Origin of the sequence: Actinophytocola sp., from assembly GCF_035762905.1 — a bacterium.
Taxonomy (GTDB): Bacteria; Actinomycetota; Actinomycetes; order Mycobacteriales; family Pseudonocardiaceae; genus DASYTH01.
Genome location: NZ_DASUCC010000070.1, coordinates 191,270 through 206,709, shown reverse-complemented (window position 1 = coordinate 206,709; position 15,440 = coordinate 191,270). Strand labels below are relative to the sequence as shown.

15 protein-coding genes are annotated in these 15,440 nt (G+C 71.9%); 13 read left to right on the top strand and 2 right to left on the bottom strand.

Features of this window, described 5'->3' with window-relative positions; all coding sequences use genetic code 11:
• Positions 1–416 (bottom strand): hypothetical protein (locus VFV67_RS14510; protein ID WP_326470368.1); only part of this gene is annotated, 416 nt, incomplete at its 3' end.
• A gap of 38 nt (positions 417–454) precedes the next feature.
• Between VFV67_RS14510 and VFV67_RS14505 the strand changes: the two genes are divergently transcribed.
• From VFV67_RS14505 to VFV67_RS14485, 5 genes are all read left to right on the top strand, one after another.
• Positions 455–976, top strand: a complete 522-nt coding sequence (locus VFV67_RS14505) for a gamma carbonic anhydrase family protein (RefSeq protein WP_326470367.1) — start codon at positions 455–457, stop codon at positions 974–976.
• Positions 977–1,020: 44 nt separating this feature from the next.
• Positions 1,021–1,437, top strand: a complete 417-nt coding sequence (locus tag VFV67_RS14500) for a 50S ribosomal protein L11 (RefSeq protein ID WP_326470365.1) — start codon at positions 1,021–1,023, stop codon at positions 1,435–1,437.
• Positions 1,438–1,447: 10 nt separating this feature from the next.
• Entirely contained in the window at positions 1,448–2,710 is a 1,263-nt protein-coding gene (glyA, locus tag VFV67_RS14495) for a serine hydroxymethyltransferase (protein WP_326470363.1), read from the top strand.
• A 142-nt stretch (positions 2,711–2,852) separates the two neighbouring features.
• Positions 2,853–3,383: a MarR family winged helix-turn-helix transcriptional regulator gene (locus VFV67_RS14490; RefSeq protein ID WP_326470362.1), complete on the top strand. Its 531-nt coding sequence runs from the start codon at positions 2,853–2,855 to the stop codon at positions 3,381–3,383.
• Complete coding sequence (locus VFV67_RS14485) at positions 3,383–4,984, top strand: MDR family MFS transporter (RefSeq protein ID WP_326470361.1); 1,602 nt, start codon at positions 3,383–3,385, stop codon at positions 4,982–4,984. Before VFV67_RS14490 ends, VFV67_RS14485 begins: the two co-directional genes overlap by 1 nt.
• A gap of 27 nt (positions 4,985–5,011) precedes the next feature.
• Here the strand turns inward: VFV67_RS14485 and VFV67_RS14480 are convergent, their stop codons facing one another.
• On the bottom strand, positions 5,012–5,512 hold the full coding sequence (locus tag VFV67_RS14480; RefSeq protein ID WP_326470384.1) for an inorganic diphosphatase: 501 nt from the start codon (positions 5,510–5,512) through the stop codon (positions 5,012–5,014).
• A gap of 51 nt (positions 5,513–5,563) precedes the next feature.
• On the opposite strand from VFV67_RS14480, the gene dacB reads away from it, so the two are divergent.
• The 8 genes from dacB (at position 5,564) to folE (ending at position 15,427) form a co-directional block, all read left to right on the top strand.
• On the top strand, positions 5,564–7,309 hold the full coding sequence (dacB, locus tag VFV67_RS14475) for a D-alanyl-D-alanine carboxypeptidase/D-alanyl-D-alanine endopeptidase (protein WP_326470360.1): 1,746 nt from the start codon (positions 5,564–5,566) through the stop codon (positions 7,307–7,309).
• Between the two features lie 54 nt (positions 7,310–7,363).
• Positions 7,364–8,437 carry a zinc-dependent metalloprotease gene (locus tag VFV67_RS14470; RefSeq protein ID WP_326470359.1) on the top strand — a complete coding sequence of 358 codons (1,074 nt, stop codon included), beginning with the start codon at positions 7,364–7,366 and terminating at the stop codon, positions 8,435–8,437.
• 27 nt (positions 8,438–8,464) lie between these two features.
• Positions 8,465–10,069, top strand: coding sequence for a penicillin-binding transpeptidase domain-containing protein (locus VFV67_RS14465; protein WP_326470358.1), 1,605 nt, complete (start codon positions 8,465–8,467; stop codon positions 10,067–10,069).
• Between the two features lie 20 nt (positions 10,070–10,089).
• On the top strand, positions 10,090–11,061 hold the full coding sequence (gene tilS / locus VFV67_RS14460) for a tRNA lysidine(34) synthetase TilS (protein ID WP_326470356.1): 972 nt from the start codon (positions 10,090–10,092) through the stop codon (positions 11,059–11,061).
• 7 nt (positions 11,062–11,068) lie between these two features.
• A complete protein-coding gene (gene hpt, locus VFV67_RS14455) occupies positions 11,069–11,623 on the top strand; it encodes a hypoxanthine phosphoribosyltransferase (RefSeq protein ID WP_326470354.1) in 555 nt (184 codons plus the stop codon).
• Entirely contained in the window at positions 11,620–12,264 is a 645-nt protein-coding gene (locus VFV67_RS14450) for an ESX secretion-associated protein EspG (RefSeq protein WP_326470383.1), read from the top strand. Before hpt ends, VFV67_RS14450 begins: the two co-directional genes overlap by 4 nt.
• A gap of 189 nt (positions 12,265–12,453) precedes the next feature.
• Complete coding sequence (gene ftsH, locus VFV67_RS14445) at positions 12,454–14,799, top strand: ATP-dependent zinc metalloprotease FtsH (RefSeq protein WP_326470351.1); 2,346 nt, start codon at positions 12,454–12,456, stop codon at positions 14,797–14,799.
• A 25-nt stretch (positions 14,800–14,824) separates the two neighbouring features.
• A complete protein-coding gene (folE, locus tag VFV67_RS14440) occupies positions 14,825–15,427 on the top strand; it encodes a GTP cyclohydrolase I FolE (protein WP_326470350.1) in 603 nt (200 codons plus the stop codon).
• Positions 15,428–15,440 lie beyond the last annotated feature (13 nt).

Sequence of the window (15,440 nt, the reverse complement as noted above, 5' to 3'; positions counted from 1 at the left end):
GGTGTCGGGGAGGTAGAGGGGGTCGGGGTATGCGGGGTGCGGGGTGCGGGGAGGGGGAGAGTGGTAGTGGAGGTTGATGGGGGCCAGTCGCCGAGGAGGGATACGGCGCCGATGTGGCGGAGGCAGCTGGCGAGGGCGGCGGGGAGGGGGCCGATCTCGTGGGTGAGGGTGTCGAGCTCGGTGTGGTCGGTGGGGGTGGGCGGACGGTGGAGGGGGAGGGTGGCTTCGGGGATGAAGCCGAGGTGGGGGAGGGCGGCGGTGATGCGGGCGATGTGCCGGGCGACGCGCTGCATGGTGGCGTCGGCGACGGCGGTGACGTCCGCACGGAGCCGCGGGGGGACGGGGCCGAGGGCACGTAGTTCCCGCCAGACGGACTCGTGGTCGCCGCGGGTGTACCGGTGGAGGAAGGACGTCACTGTCAGAGGGTAGGGGCGGGGCTGGCTAATGTGGACGGATGCCGCTGTTTTCGTTTGAGGGTAAGAGTCCGATGGTGCATCCGGAGGCGTGGATCGCGCCGACCGCCAGTCTGATCGGGGATGTGGTCGTGGAGGCGCGGGCCTCCGTCTGGTATGGGGTGGTGGTGCGGGCGGACTTCGGGCGGGTGGTGATCCGGGAGGGGGCGAATGTGCAGGACAACTCGGTGATCCATGTGGGGGAGTACGGCTGTGAGGTGGGGGTGGGGGCGACGATCGGCCATCTGTGCATGGTGCACGGGTGCACGATCGGCGCCGAGGCAATCGTGGGGAACGGGGCGACGGTCCTCGACGGTGCGCATGTGGGGGCCCGCACGATGGTGGCGGCGGGCGCCGTGGTGACGCCGGGGACCCGGGTGCCGGACGAGGTGATGGCGGTGGGGGCGCCGGCCAAGCGGTTCCTGCCGGTGTCGGAGTCGGCGCGGTTGTTCGTTGAGCACAACCCGGCGATCTACCAGGAGCTGGCCCGGCGGCACCGGGACGGGACCGCCGAGGTGTCGTAAAGAGTTTGCGGTTGCCGTTGCGGCAATGCCTAGCGTCGCGCGGCGTGGCGAAGAAGCAGACGTATCAACAGACGCTGGAGCTGGTCGCCGGGGACGCGGCCATGATGGAGCTGGGCAAGATGCTCGGCCCGACCGGGGTGAACCTGGTCGAGGTGAAGCGGGCCTACGACGCGGGCACCGCGGACCAGCGCGGTGACGTGGTCCCGGTCGTGGTGACCGTGTTCGACGACCGCGGGTTCGAGCTGCGGTTCAAGACGCCGCCGACCTCGTTCCTGATCCGCAGGGCGTTGGCCGGCAACGGATCGAGCCGGCTGAGCCGGGAGCAACTCGAAGCGATCGCCCGGCGCAAGCTGCCGGACCTGAACACCGGTGATCTCGTGAAGGCGATGCGCACCGTGGCCGGGACCGCACGGTCCATGGGTGTCCACGTCGACCATGGTTTCTCGAGCGGAGGCGACTAGGGTCTTGGGCATGCACGAGCCCGCCATTCCGCACCTCACCGCCGCCGACCCGGAGCTCGCCGCCCTCGTGGAGGGGGAGGCCCGCCGCCAGTTCGAGAAGGTCCGGCTGATCCCGTCGGAGAACTACGTGTCGACCGCCGTGCTCGAGGCGACCAGCTCGGTCCTGACCAACAAGTACTCCGAGGGCTATGCCGGCAAGCGGTACTACGAGGGTCAGCAGTTCATCGACCAGATCGAGACGCTGGCGATCGAGCGGGCCAAGGCGCTGTTCGGCGCGGACCACGCCAACGTGCAGACCTACTCCGGCTCGCCCGCCAACCTGGCCGTCTACCTGGCCCTGGCCAACCCGGGCGACACCGTGATGGGCATGGCCCTGCCGGCCGGCGGGCACCTCACGCACGGCTGGGCCGTGTCCGCCACCGGCAAGTGGTTCAACGCGGTGCAGTACGGCGTGCGCAAGGACACCGGCCGGGTCGACCTGGACGAGGTGCGCGAGCTGGCCCGTGCCGAGCGGCCGAAGCTGATCTTCTGTGGCGGCACGGCGATCCCGCGCACGATCGACTTCCCGGCGTTCGCCGAGATCGCCCGCGAGGTGGGCGCGGTGCTGGTCGCCGACATCGCGCACATCGCCGGCCTGGTCGCCGGCGGGGCGCACCCGTCGCCGGTCGGGCACGCCGAGGTGATCACCACGACCACCCACAAGACGCTGCGCGGGCCGCGCGGCGCGATGATCCTGTCCGACGCGGCGCACGCGAAGGCGCTGGACAAAGCCGTGTTCCCGGGTCTGCAGGGGGGGCCGCACAACCACACCACCGCGGGCATCGCGGTGGCCCTTGCCGAAGCGGCCCGGCCGGAGTTCGCCGAGTACGCCGCCGGTGTCGTGGCCAATGCCAAGGCGCTGGCCGAGGCGCTGATCGAGCGCGGGTTCGACCTGGTGTCCGGCGGCACGGACAACCACCTGATCCTGATCGACCTGACGAGCAAGGGGATCGCCGGGAAGCCGGCGGCGCAGGCGATGGACCGGGCCGGGCTCGAGCTGAACTACAACACCGTGCCGTTCGACCCGCGCAAACCGTTCGATCCGTCCGGGGTGCGGCTGGGCACGCCGGCGATCACCACGCGTGGTCTGGGTGTCGAGCAGATGACCCAGATCGCCGACTGGATCGACCGGGCGGTGCAGGCGGCCGCGTCGGCGGACGAGGCGACGATCGACAAGATCGCCGCCGAGGTGCGCGACCTGCTGGCCGACTACCCGATGCCCGGCTGGGCCTGACCAGGTCAAACCCGCCGATTGTCGGTGGCCTCCGGCATGCTCGCCGGATGTGACCCGAATCGAGTTGCGCGTGGCCCCCGGACGGATGCATGCTTGTACCGAACAACTAATTGGTTGATACAAGCAAGCAGGGAGTGCCCCGGTGGTTGCGCAGAGTGATCAGGCGCAGGTCCCGCAGCTGACCCAACGGGAATTGGAGTGCGGCCGGCGGCTGACCGCGGCTATGTTCGCGATGGGCAAGCAGCAGGCCACCATCGGTGCCCGACTCGCCAAGACGGGCGGCTTCGACCGGTCCGGGTTCATCCTGCTCAAGACCCTGGTCGCGATGGGTCCGACCAGGTCGAGCACGCTCGCGGCGGCGGTCCACTCCGATCCGTCCACGATCAGCCGGCAGGTCGCCGCGCTGGTCCGGGACGGGTTGGTGGAACGCCAGGCCGACCAGGAGGACGGCCGGGCGAGTCTGCTCGCCGCCACGCCGGCCGGGGTCGCGTTGCTGGAGGAACAACGCAGGCGGATGGGTGTCTCGCTGGCCAGGGTGGTCCAGCAGTGGTCGCCGGAGGATCTCGACCGCTTCGTCGAGCTGTTCGAGCGGTTCGTTGCCGACCACGAGAGCTACCTGCCCACATTGATCGACGAATGCGCCCGGTGGGCGCGTTCCGAAGGGGAGAACTGATGTCGGAACAGGCCCTGAAGCCGGACGCACCAGGGGAGGGTGCGCTCGGCCATCGCCAGATCATGCTGGTGGTGTACGGCCTCATGCTGGGGATGCTGCTCGCCGCCCTGGACATGACCATCATGGGGACGGCGACCAAGACGATCGCCGACGAACTGCACGGGCAGACCATCCAGGCGTGGGTGACCACCGCCTACCTGATCACGTCCACGATCGCCACACCGTTGTACGGCAAACTGTCCGACATCTACGGGCGCAAGCCGATGTACCTGACCGCGATCCTGCTGTTCCTGGTCGGCTCGGTGCTGGCCGGCATCGCGAACTCGATGTACGAGCTGGCCGCGTTCCGGGCCGTGCAGGGCCTCGGCGCCGGCGGTCTGATGTCGCTCGCACTGGCGATCATCGCCGACATGGTTTCGCCCCGGGAGCGCAGCCGCTACCAGGGCTACTTCATGAGCGTCTGGGGTCTGTCCAGTGTGGCCGGTCCGGTGGTCGGCGGGTTCTTCGCCGGCGTCGACACCTTCGCCGGGATCGACGGCTGGCGCTGGGTGTTCCTGGTGAACGTCCCGGTCGGGATCGTCGCGCTGATCGTGGTCACCCGGTACCTGAACCTCCCGCACCGCCGGGTCGACCACCGGATCGACTACTGGGGTGCGGCCGCCCTGACCCTCGGCGTGGTCCCGCTGCTGATCGTGGCCGAGCAGGGGCGCGAGTGGGGATGGGACTCCGGCCGGGCGATCCTGATGTACGCGAGCGGCGTGATCGGTTTGGCGCTGTTCGTGTTCGTGGAGCGCCGGATGGGCGACGAGGCGCTGATCCCGTTGCGGCTGTTCAAGTTCTCCGTGTTCTCACTGTCCAACGCGGTCAACTTCGTGATGGGCCTCGGCATGTTCGGCATGATGATGTCGCTGCCGCTGTACCTGCAGATCGTCAAGGGCGCCTCGCCCACCGAGGCCGGCCTGCTCAGCCTGCCGATGACCGTCGGCATCATGACCACCGCGATGGGCAGCGGTGTGGTCATCTCGCGGACCGGGCGCTACAAGGTCTTCCCGATCGTCGGGCTGGGCATCATGTCCGCGTCGATGTTCCTGTTCGGACAGATCGGCACGGACACTCCGCTGTGGCACACCATGCTGATCATGGTGCTGGCCGGCGCCGGACTCGGGCTGTGCATGCAGACGCTGGTGCTGGCGGTGCAGAACGTGGTGCCGCCCAAGGACATGGGCGTGGCCACCTCGTCCGCCACGTTCTTCCGGTCGATCGGCGGCACGGTGGGCACCGCGGTGTTCCTGTCCATGCTGTTCACCGTGGTGATCGACCGGCTGGCCGGGCTCGCCGGGCCGCGGGCCGGCGCCATCGACCTCAACGACACGTCGTTCCTCGAGCAGATGAGCCCGGAGCAGAAGCGGCCGATCCTGGACGCCTTCTCGCACGGCATCGACGTCGTCTTCACGGTCGGCGGGTTCGTCGTCCTGGTCGCGTTCGTGATGATCTGGTTCCTCAAGGAGGTGCCGCTGTCGATGAAGTCGGGCCTGGAGCGGCGCGCCGACGAGGACGGTCAGAAGAGTGAGCCGGCCGCGACGGCGACGCCGGTGAGCTGACCCGAGGAGGGAGCGGCCCCGTCCACGTCAGTCGTGGGCGGGGCCTTCGGCGTCCCGCAGCCGCTGGTAGGAGCGGTTGATCTCGGCCTCGGCCTCGACCCGGCCCACCCAGGTGGCGCCCTCGACGCTCTTGCCCGGCTCCAGGTCCTTGTACACCTCGAAGAAGTGCTGGATCTCCAGCCGGTGGTACTCGGCCAGGTGGTGAATGTCACGCAGGTGCTCGGTGCGCGGATCCGCCGCCGGCACGCAGAGCACCTTGTCGTCGCCGCCCTTCTCGTCGGTCATCCGGAACATCCCGATCGCCCGCGCCTTGATCAGGCAGCCGGGGAAGGTGGGTTCCTGGACCAGTACCAGGGCGTCCAGCGGGTCGCCGTCCTCGCCGAGGGTGTTCTCCACGAAGCCGTAGTCCGCCGGGTACTGGGTGGCCGTGAACAGCGTGCGGTCCAGCCGGATGCGACCGCTTTCGTGGTCCATCTCGTACTTGTTGCGGACCCCTTTCGGGATCTCGATGGTGACGTCGAACTCCACGCAGTCCTCGCTCGTGTCGGCCATTCCCCCAACCTCACTAGTGTGGACCACGTGCCGGAACACGATGGGGACGGTCAGGCGGACGCCGCCTGGCCACAGGTCGACGACGACGAGTCGGCGCCGGCGCCGGCCGACGCGCCGACCAGGCGGATTCCGGTGCCGCCGCCGGCCGACGAGATCACCCGGCATGTTCCGCGGCCGCCCCAGCCGGTGGCCGACGTCACCCACCGGATCCCGATCCCACCGCCCGGGCCGTCGGCACCGCCCGCGCCTCATCCGGACCAGCGGTTCACCGGTGTGATCCCGATCCCGGCCGCCTGGGGTCCCGAACCGCAGCGGGCCGTGCCGATGCGGATTCCGCCGCAGCCCGAGCTGCAGGTGCCGCCGCCACGCCCCGGACGCAGGCGCACCGCGCTGCTGGTGGCCGCCGCGCTGGTCGTGGCGGTCGGCGCCGGCGCGGGCGTGGTGTTCGGGGTGCCCGGCGTGGCCCGGACCCTTGGCCTTACCGACGACGAGCCCGAGGTGGTGATCTCGCCGCCGGCGGCCCCGGTCCAGTTCGCCCCGGCGCTCAAGGCTCCCGGCGATCAGGTCCCGGCGCCCACCCCGGCCGGGGTGCGGACCGCGCTGGCCGGGCCGGTGGCCAACCCCGCGCTCGGCACGCTGACCGGCACCGTGCTCGACCCGGTCAGCGGCACCGTGCTCTGGGAGCAGGGCGCCGACACCGCACTGGTGCCCGCGTCCACCGGCAAGATCCTCACCGCGGCGGCCGCGTTGCTCGCCCTCGACCACACCGAGCAGCTGACCACGACCGTGGTGGCCGGCAAGGATCCCGGCTCGGTGGTGATCATCGGCGGTGGCGACCCGACGCTGTCCGCGCTCAAGGCCGGTGCCGAGTCGGTCTACCCGGGCGCCGCCCGGCTCGACGACCTGGTCGCCAAGGTCAAGACCGCGGCCGGCGACGTGCGCACCGTCTACGTCGACCTCGGCCGCTACACCGGCCCTGGGCTGCAGACCTCGTGGGATCCCCGCGACGTTGCCGGCGGCTACATCGCCCCGATCGTGCCGGCCATGCTGGACGGCGGCCGGGCCGACCCGACCGCGGAGAACTCCTCTCGCAGCCCCAACCCGGCCAAGGCGCTGGCCGACGAGTTCGCCAGGCGGATCGGCGCCACAGTCGGTGCCACCGCCGCGGTCACCGCCCCGCAGGGCGCCGCGGTGCTCGGCGAGGTGCGCTCGGCGCCCATGGTCGAGCTGGTGGACACCATGCTGCAGCGTTCGGACAACGTGCTCGCCGAGGCGATCGGCCGCGAGGTGGCTCGGGTCGCGGGCGCCGAAACCTCGTTCACCGGAGCCAGCCAGGCCACGCTGAAGGTGTTACGGGACAACGGTTTCGATCTCAGCGGCGCGAACCTCGCGGACGCGAGTGGACTGTCCGGCCAGGACCGGGTGCCGGCCCGGCTGCTGGCCCAGATCCTGTCCGTGGCCGCCGGTCCGGACGGCAAGGACCCGCGCACGGCCAAGTTGCGCCCGCTGCTCGGCGGGCTGCCGGTGGCCGGCGGCAGCGGCACGCTGGCCGACCGGTACCAGACCCCGGCCGCCGCGCCCGGAAAGGGCTGGGTGCGCGCCAAGACCGGAACGCTGAGCGTGCCGCCGGTCAACTCGCTGGCCGGGGTGGTGCTCGACACCGACGGCCGGCTGCTGGTGTTCGCGCTGATGACCAACGGCTCGGCGGCCAACACCGCCCGGCCCGCGCTGGACGCGATCGCCGCTGCGCTGCGGCAATGCGGTTGCCGCTGAAGCTCCACCCAACCGACACAACATCCGCGCGAGAACACAGGTAGCGTCGGTGAGGTGAGCGAAGCGGCCGGCGGCAACGGGTCGGCGCCCGGACCGGCGCCGGTGGACTGGGGGCTGGCCGTGGCGACCGCCCAGCGGCTGGTCCGGCCGGGCCCGGTGATCCCGCTGGCCGAGGCCGAGCGGACCGTCGCCGAGCTGCGCGACGTCACCGGCGTCGCGGAGAACCATGTACGCGAGCTCACCGGTCTCGGCGCGGGTCTGACCGTGCATCCCGGCGAGGTGGTCGACCGGCACGGCTGGGTCGCGGCCGCCGCTGCGGGTCTCGAGGCGCTCACCGACGGCGCGCTGCCCACCGGCGCCAACGGCTATCTCGGCGGGGTCATGGCCGGCGGCGCGGGGCTGCAGGCCGGCCTTGTGCTCGCCTACCTCGGCGGGCGGGTGCTCGGCCAGTACGACCCGTTCGGCGGTGCGGGCGCCGGCCGGCTGCTCCTGGTGGCGCCGAATGTCGTTGCCGCGCAACAGGCTCTGGACGTGCCGGCGGCCGACTTCCGGATGTGGGTGTGCCTGCACGAGTGCACGCACCGGTTGCAGTTCACCGCCGTGCCGTGGTTGCGCGACTACTTCGCCGGTGAGGTCGGCCGGTTCCTGGCCGGTCTCGAGGACACCGCCGGCTCCGCGCTCAGCCGGCTGCCCGAGCTGATCCGGGGGATGCGTGAGCGCAAGGCGTCCGACGAGCGTGGCGGTCCGATCGCGGTGATGGAGATCATGCAGTCGCCCCAGCAGCGCGCGGTGTTCGACCGGCTGATCGCGCTGTCCACGCTGCTCGAGGGGCACGCCGATCATGTGATGGACGCCGTGGGTCCGACCGTGGTGCCCAGCGTCGGGCTGATCCGGCAGCGGTTCACCGCGCGCAGGCGCGGCGGCGGGCTGCTCGACCGGGCGCTGCGCACGCTGCTCGGGGTGGACGCCAAGGTGCGGCAGTACGCTGTCGGCGCGGAGTTCACCAGGCAGGTGGTGGATGCCGTCGGAATGGACGGGTTCAACGCGGTGTGGACCGCGCCGGACACCCTGCCGCTGCGTTCGGAGATCAACGATCCACCCGCCTGGCTGCGCCGCGTGCACGGGTAGGCACAAGAAAGATCCTGGGGAAAGACAATGACACCGCTGGCTAAACGCTGGGTCCTTGGCGTACTCGTCGGCACCTGCGCGGTCATCGTGACGCTGGCCGTGGTCGTGGTGTGGCCGACGAAACCGGTCGGCGCCAACACCGGCCCGGCCACCTCGGCCTCGGTCACGGCGCCCGCACCGCCGACGTCCGACGTGGCCGGGGCGTTCCTGGCCGCGTTCGCCAAGGGGGACGCCACCGCGGCGGCCGCGCTCACCGACGATCCGCAGGCGGCCGCCGGCACGCTTTCCTCGGTGTGGCGAGGACTCGCGCCGCAGTCGGTGATCGCGGAGCGGGCCGCGCCGGACCCGGCGGCCACCGAAGTACCGTTCACGGTCACCTGGACGTTCGGCCCGCAGCGCGTCTGGACCTACCCGAGCACGCTGTCGCTGACCGAGGCGCGGCGGGTGCGCTGGACGCCGGCCCTGGTCCACCCGAAGCTCGCCGCCGGGCACGGCCTGGTGCTGCGCGGCAGCACCGGGCAGCCGGCGGTGCTCGACCGGGACGGCACCCCGCTGCTGGTCTGGCAGGCCGACGGGCCGGCCGTCGTGGACCCGGCGCTCGCCCCGCTGCTCCTGCCCGCCATGGCCAGGGTCGCCCGGGAGCAGGGCGGCGCGAACGGCTGGCACGTGGCGCTGACCGACGCCGCCGGCACCGAGCTGGAGCGCCTGGCCGGGTCGGGCGGCGAGGGCAAGCCGCTGGCCTCGGTGCTGAGCATCCCGGTGCAGCGGGCCGCCCAGGCCGCGGTCGACTCGGTCGCCGCACCCGCCCGGTTGGTCGCCATCAAACCGTCCACCGGCGACATCCTGGCCGTGGCCCAGAACGGCCCGGCCGGCGCGGAGCCGAGGGCGCTCAACGGTCTCTACCCGCCCGGCTCGACGTTCAAGATCGCCACGGCGACGGCGGCGCTGCAGGCCGGCGTGGCCACCCCGGACACCGTGCTGCCCTGTCCGGGGTCGCTCACCATCGGGCAGCGGACCATCCCCAACGACAACGGGTTCGCGCTCGGGGACGTCCCGCTGCACAGCGCCTTCGCCCGGTCCTGCAACACCACGTTTGGCCAGCTGGCCGCCGACCTCGGACCGGACGCGCTGAGCACCGCCGCCGGCCAGCTCGGGCTGAACGCAGACTTCACCATCCCGGGCCTGACCACCGAGGCCGGCGCGGTGGAGCCGGCGCAGGGCAACGCGCAGAAGGTGGAGAACGGCATCGGTCAGGGCACGGTGCGGGCCAGCCCGTTCGGCGTCGCGCTGATGTCGGCCACCGTGGCCAGCGGCCGGGCGGTCGTGCCGCGGCTGTGGCGGGACCTGGCGACCGAGGTGACCGCCGGGTACCAGCCGCCGCCGCGCGCGGTGCTGGACCGGGTGCGAGCGATGATGCGCGAGGTGGTCACCGCCGGCACGGCCACCGCGATCGGCCGGCGCGGGGCGGTGTTCGGCAAGACCGGGACCGCGCAGTTCGGCGACGGCTCGGCGGCGCACGGCTGGTTCACCGGTTACCGCGGCGACCTCGCGTTCGCCGTGCTGGTCGAGAGCGCCGGCTCGTCCGCCCCGGCGGTGGCCGCGTCCAGCGCGTTCTTAGGTGGTGTCGGATAGCTCGTGGGATCCTGCTGCCGATGCACGATGCGGTCGCGGAAACCCGGGGCGCGGTTCGCCGGCTGCTGACCGGCGGCCCGGCCGGTGCGCACCTGGCCGCCGGGACGCTGGCCGTGGCCGTGTCCGGCGGCGCCGACTCGCTGGCCCTGGCCGCGGCGGCGCAGCACGTGGCGCACCGGCTCGGGCTGACCGTCACCGGGCTGGTGGTCGACCACGGCCTGCAGCCCGGTTCGGCCGACGTCGCCGCGGCCACCGCCAAGGAGCTGGATCGGATCGGGCTGGACGACGCGCGGGTGCTGCCGGTGACGGTGGCCGGGCAGGGCGGTCCGGAGGCCGCCGCCCGCCGGGCCCGGTACGGCGCGCTGCGCGCCGCCGCGCCGGACGGTGCCCTTGTGCTGCTCGGCCACACCCGGGACGACCAGGCCGAGACCGTGCTGCTCGGCCTCGGCCGGGGCTCGGGCGCGCGTTCGATCGCCGGTATGCGGCCGCTGGACCCGCCGTGGGCCCGGCCGTTTCTCGACCTGCCACGGGCCACCACCCGCGCGGCCTGCTCGGCGCTCGGCCTGCAGCCGTGGGACGACCCGCACAACGGCGACGCCCGGTTCACCCGGGTCCGGCTGCGGCACGAGGTGCTGCCGCTGCTGGAGGACGTGCTGCGCGGCGGGGTGGCCGGCGCGCTCGCCCGGACCGCCGCCCAGCTGCGCGAGGACGCCGAGGCCCTGGACGGGCTGGCCGCCGAGCTGTCGGTGCGGGCCGGGGTCGGAGCGGAGTTGGACGTGGCGGCGCTGTCCACCGCGCCGCCGGCGCTGCGTCGCCGGGTGCTGCGGTCCTGGCTGCTCGAGGCCGGGGCCCGGGAGCTGACCGACGCGCAGCTGCGTTCGGTGGACGACCTGATCGGGGCGTGGCGCGGCCAGGGCGGCGTGTGGCTGCCGGGCGGGTTGGAGGCCGAACGCGCGCATGGCAGGCTGCGGGTGACCGGGCCGCGACGTTAGGGGAACCGTGTACGACGGCGATATCGCCTCCGTGCTGATCACCGAGGACCAGATCAACGAGAAGATCGCCGAGCTGGCCGTCAAGGTGTCGGCGGACTATCCGGAGCAGGGCGACCGCGCGGATCTGGTGCTGATCGGCGTGCTCAAGGGTGCGGTCATGTTCATGACCGACCTGGCCAGGGCGCTGACCGTGCCGGTGCAGCTGGATTTCATGGCGGTCAGCTCGTACGGCTCGGCCACCTCGTCCTCCGGTGTGGTGCGCATCCTCAAGGACCTCGACCGGGACATCGAGGGCCGCAACGTGCTGATCGTCGAGGACATCATCGACTCCGGGCTGACCCTGTCCTGGCTGCTGAAGAACCTGGCCTCGCGTAACCCCGCCTCGCTCGAGGTGTGCGCGCTGCTCCGGAAGCCGGACGCGGTCAAGATCGACGTGCCGGTGCGCTACGTCGGCTTCGAGATCCCCAACGAGTTCGTGGTCGGCTACGGCCTCGACTACGCCGAGCGGTACCGGGACCTGCCCTACATCGGCACCCTCGAGCCGAAGGTGTACTCGCCCTGACCGCCCGGCTCGACCCGCTGGAGCTGGACTTCCTGTGGGAGGCGCGGCAGGTGGGGGAGCCGCCCTACCCGTTGCGGATCAGCTCCCACGGGGACACCGACGACGAGCGCGCGGAGCTGCGCCGGGCGGTGCACGCCCGCCCGGTGGACCCGCGGGTGCCGGACTGGCTCGGGGTGCTGGCCGGCGCCGAGGTCAGCATCGACGCGGTGTTCGTGCCGGAGTCCGGCGCCGAGCCGGTGCGCGCGCTGGTCGCCGCGCGCGGGCGGGCCGCGGTGCTGGCCGTGCAGGACGCCGGCGGCCTCACGCTGCGGCCGATCGAGCCGACCGGGCTGGTCTGGACGATCGTCGAGCTGCTGCCGGCGGCGCCCCGGGGCAGCCGGCGGTCGGTGTCGGTGCCCTCGGCGGAGTTCGGTCCGCTCGGCGCCCAGCGCGGGCTGCGCGGCGGGCAGTTCGCCGCCAACGGGCGCGGCCGGGCCGGGGTGCGCCGCCGCTCACCGGTGCTGGCCTGGTTCGACGACGACACCGGCCGCTACCTCGGGCAGGCCACCAAGGGCTGGACCACCGTGGCACCGGCCGACGCGCCAGCGCTGCGCAAGCGCATCTCTGAGATGATGACGGGCGTCACGGACGGTGGCCGGTAGGCCAGGGAACCTACCGCCCGTGCGGACCGTTGACCGAGTTGCACGCTGCGCCCACTTCGTGAGGTAAGGGTGCCCTAGCGGGCGGTAGGCTGGTTGTGATCCGGTTCGTGCCGTCCGGCCGGGTGATGGGCCGTCAATGCCCCACATGCACGTCAGGGAGGGTCGGGCCGCCCCCGCGGCCATAAGTGAATGGACCGCAAGCGCCTGCTTCGCAACCCGCTGTTGTGGATCTTGGTAGTGCTGCTGCTCTACTTCGGTATCAGCACGCTGTTCGACGACACCCGCGGGTACACGGAAGTTCCGACCTCCAAGGCGATGGCCCAGATCAACTCGGGCAACGTCGAGCGAGCCGAGTTGGAGGACAAGGAACAGCGACTCAAGCTGATCCTGCGCAACTCGATCGACCAGGACGGTCAACAGACCAAGCAGATCCTCACCCAGTACCCGGGTGGGGGTGAGGTCACCAACCAGATCTACGACTCGCTGCTGCGCAACGGCAACACCGAGTTCAAGACCACGGTGACCCAGGAGTCGTTCCTCACCCAGATCCTGATCTTCATCATCCCGCTCGGCCTGCTGCTCATCCTGCTCATGTGGATGATGAACAACGTCCAGGGCGGCGGTAACCGGGTGCTCAACTTCGGCAAGTCCAGGGCCAAACAGCTGCCCAAGGACATGCCCAAGACCACGTTCTCGGACGTGGCCGGCGCCGACGAGGCGGTCGAGGAGCTCTACGAGATCAAGGACTTCCTGCAGAATCCGGCCCGCTACCAGGCGCTCGGCGCGAACATCCCGAAGGGCGTGCTGCTCTATGGCCCGCCGGGCACCGGCAAGACGCTGCTGGCCCGCGCGGTGGCCGGCGAGGCCGGCGTGCCGTTCTACTCGATCTCCGGCTCGGACTTCGTCGAGATGTTCGTCGGTGTCGGCGCCTCCCGGGTGCGCGACCTGTTCGAGCAGGCCAAGCAGAACGCGCCGTGCATCATCTTCGTCGACGAGATCGACGCGGTCGGCCGCCAGCGCGGCGCCGGCCTCGGCGGCGGCCACGACGAGCGCGAGCAGACCCTCAACCAGCTGCTGGTCGAGATGGACGGGTTCGACGCCCGCGGCGGGATCATCCTGATCGCGGCCACCAACCGGCCGGACATCCTGGACCCGGCGCTGCTCCGCCCCGGCCGGTTCGACCGGCAGATCCCGGTGTCCGCACCGGACCTGATGGGCCGCAAGAAGATCCTCGAGGTGCACTCCAAGGGCAAGCCGTTCGCACCGGACGTCGACATGCACTCGCTGGCCAAGCGCACCGTGGGCATGTCCGGCGCCGACCTGGCCAACGTGATCAACGAGGCGGCGCTGCTCACCGCACGGCAGAACGGAACGCTGATCAACGGGGCCGCGCTCGAGGAGTCGGTCGACCGGGTGGTCGGCGGACCGGCCCGCAAGAGCCGGATCATCTCCGAGAAGGAACGGAAGATCACCGCTTACCACGAGGGCGGGCACGCGCTCGCCGCGTGGGCGATGCCCGACCTGGAGCCGGTCTACAAGCTGACCATCCTGCCCCGCGGGCGCACCGGCGGGCACGCGCTGGTCGTGCCCGAGGACGACAAGCAGATGCTCACCCGCTCGGAGATGATCGCCCGGCTGGTGTTCGCCCTCGGCGGTCGCTCGGCCGAGGAACTGGTCTTCCACGAGCCGACCACCGGTGCGTCCGGTGACATCGACCAGGCCACCAAGATCGCCAAGGCGATGGTGACCGAGTACGGCATGAGCGCCCGGCTCGGTGCCGTGAAGTACGGCCAGGAGCACGGCGATCCATTCCTCGGCCGGTCGATGGGCCACGCGGTGGACTACTCGCTCGAGGTGGCGCACGAGATCGACGAGGAGGTGCGCGCGCTGATCGAGGCCGCGCACACCGAGGCCTGGGACGTGCTCAACACCTACCGGGACGTGCTCGACGACCTGGTGCGCGAGCTGCTCCAGAAGGAGACCCTGCAGCGCAAGGATCTCGAGCGGATCTTCTCCAACGTGGAGAAGCGCCCCCGGATCACGGCGTTCAACGAGTTCGGCGGCCGCACGCCGTCGGACAAGCCGCCGATCAAGACCCCGGGCGAGCTGGCCAAGGAGCGCGGCGAGCCGTGGCCGCCGGTGCTCGAGGAGCCGGCGCCGACGCCGGTGTCCACCGCGCCCGGTGCCGGCGAGCTGCCCGGCGGTCCGCCGCGCACCAGCCCGGAGCCGGCCGGCGGCAATGGTGCCGGCCCGAACGGCCTGCCGCAACCGGCGCCGCCGCCGCGTCCGTACGGCGGCCCGCCGCTGTACCCGCCGCCGCCCGGCACCGAGCGGCACACCGAGCGGCACGGCCGGGTTGCCGGTCCGCCGAACTACGGGGCGCCGCCCGGCTGGACGCCGGCGACCACGCCGTCCGGCTACCCGCACCGGCAGGACTGGCCGCAGCCGGGCACGCCGAACGTGTCCGACGCGGCGCCGTCCGAGGAAGACCGGGAGCGGCGTGACCGCGGGTCCGAATGGGATAGTGGCCGCTGAGCCACCCCATCCGTCGGAGGTACCCGTGAGTGCCGCTGTGCCCCTCGAACTGCCCGGGTTCGACCAGGACCGGGCCGAGAAGGCGGTCCGCGAGCTGCTGCTGGCCTGCGGTGAGGACCCGGACCGGGACGGCCTTCGGGAGACCCCGGCCCGGGTGGCGCGCGCCTACCGGGAGATGTTCGCCGGCCTGTACACCGACCCGGACTCGGTGCTGGACAAGACCTTCGAGGAGAGCCACGACGAGCTCATCCTGGTCACCGACATCCCGATGTTCTCGGTCTGCGAGCACCACCTGGTGCCCATGTACGGCATGGCGCACGTCGGCTACATCCCGAGCGAGGCCGGCCGGGTCACCGGCCTGTCCAAGCTGGCCCGGCTGGTCGACATGTACGCCAAGCGGCCGCAGGTGCAGGAGCGGCTCACCTCGCAGGTGGCCGACGCGCTGATGCGCAAGCTGGAGCCGCGCGGCGCGATCGTGGTGATCGAGGCCGAGCACCTGTGCATGGCGATGCGCGGCATCCGCAAGCCCGGGGCGCGGACCACCACGTCGGCGGTGCGCGGCGTGTTGAAGACCTCGGCGTCGTCCCGGTCCGAGGCGCTGGACCTGATCAACGGGCGCAGCCGGTGACGGTGCGGCTGCC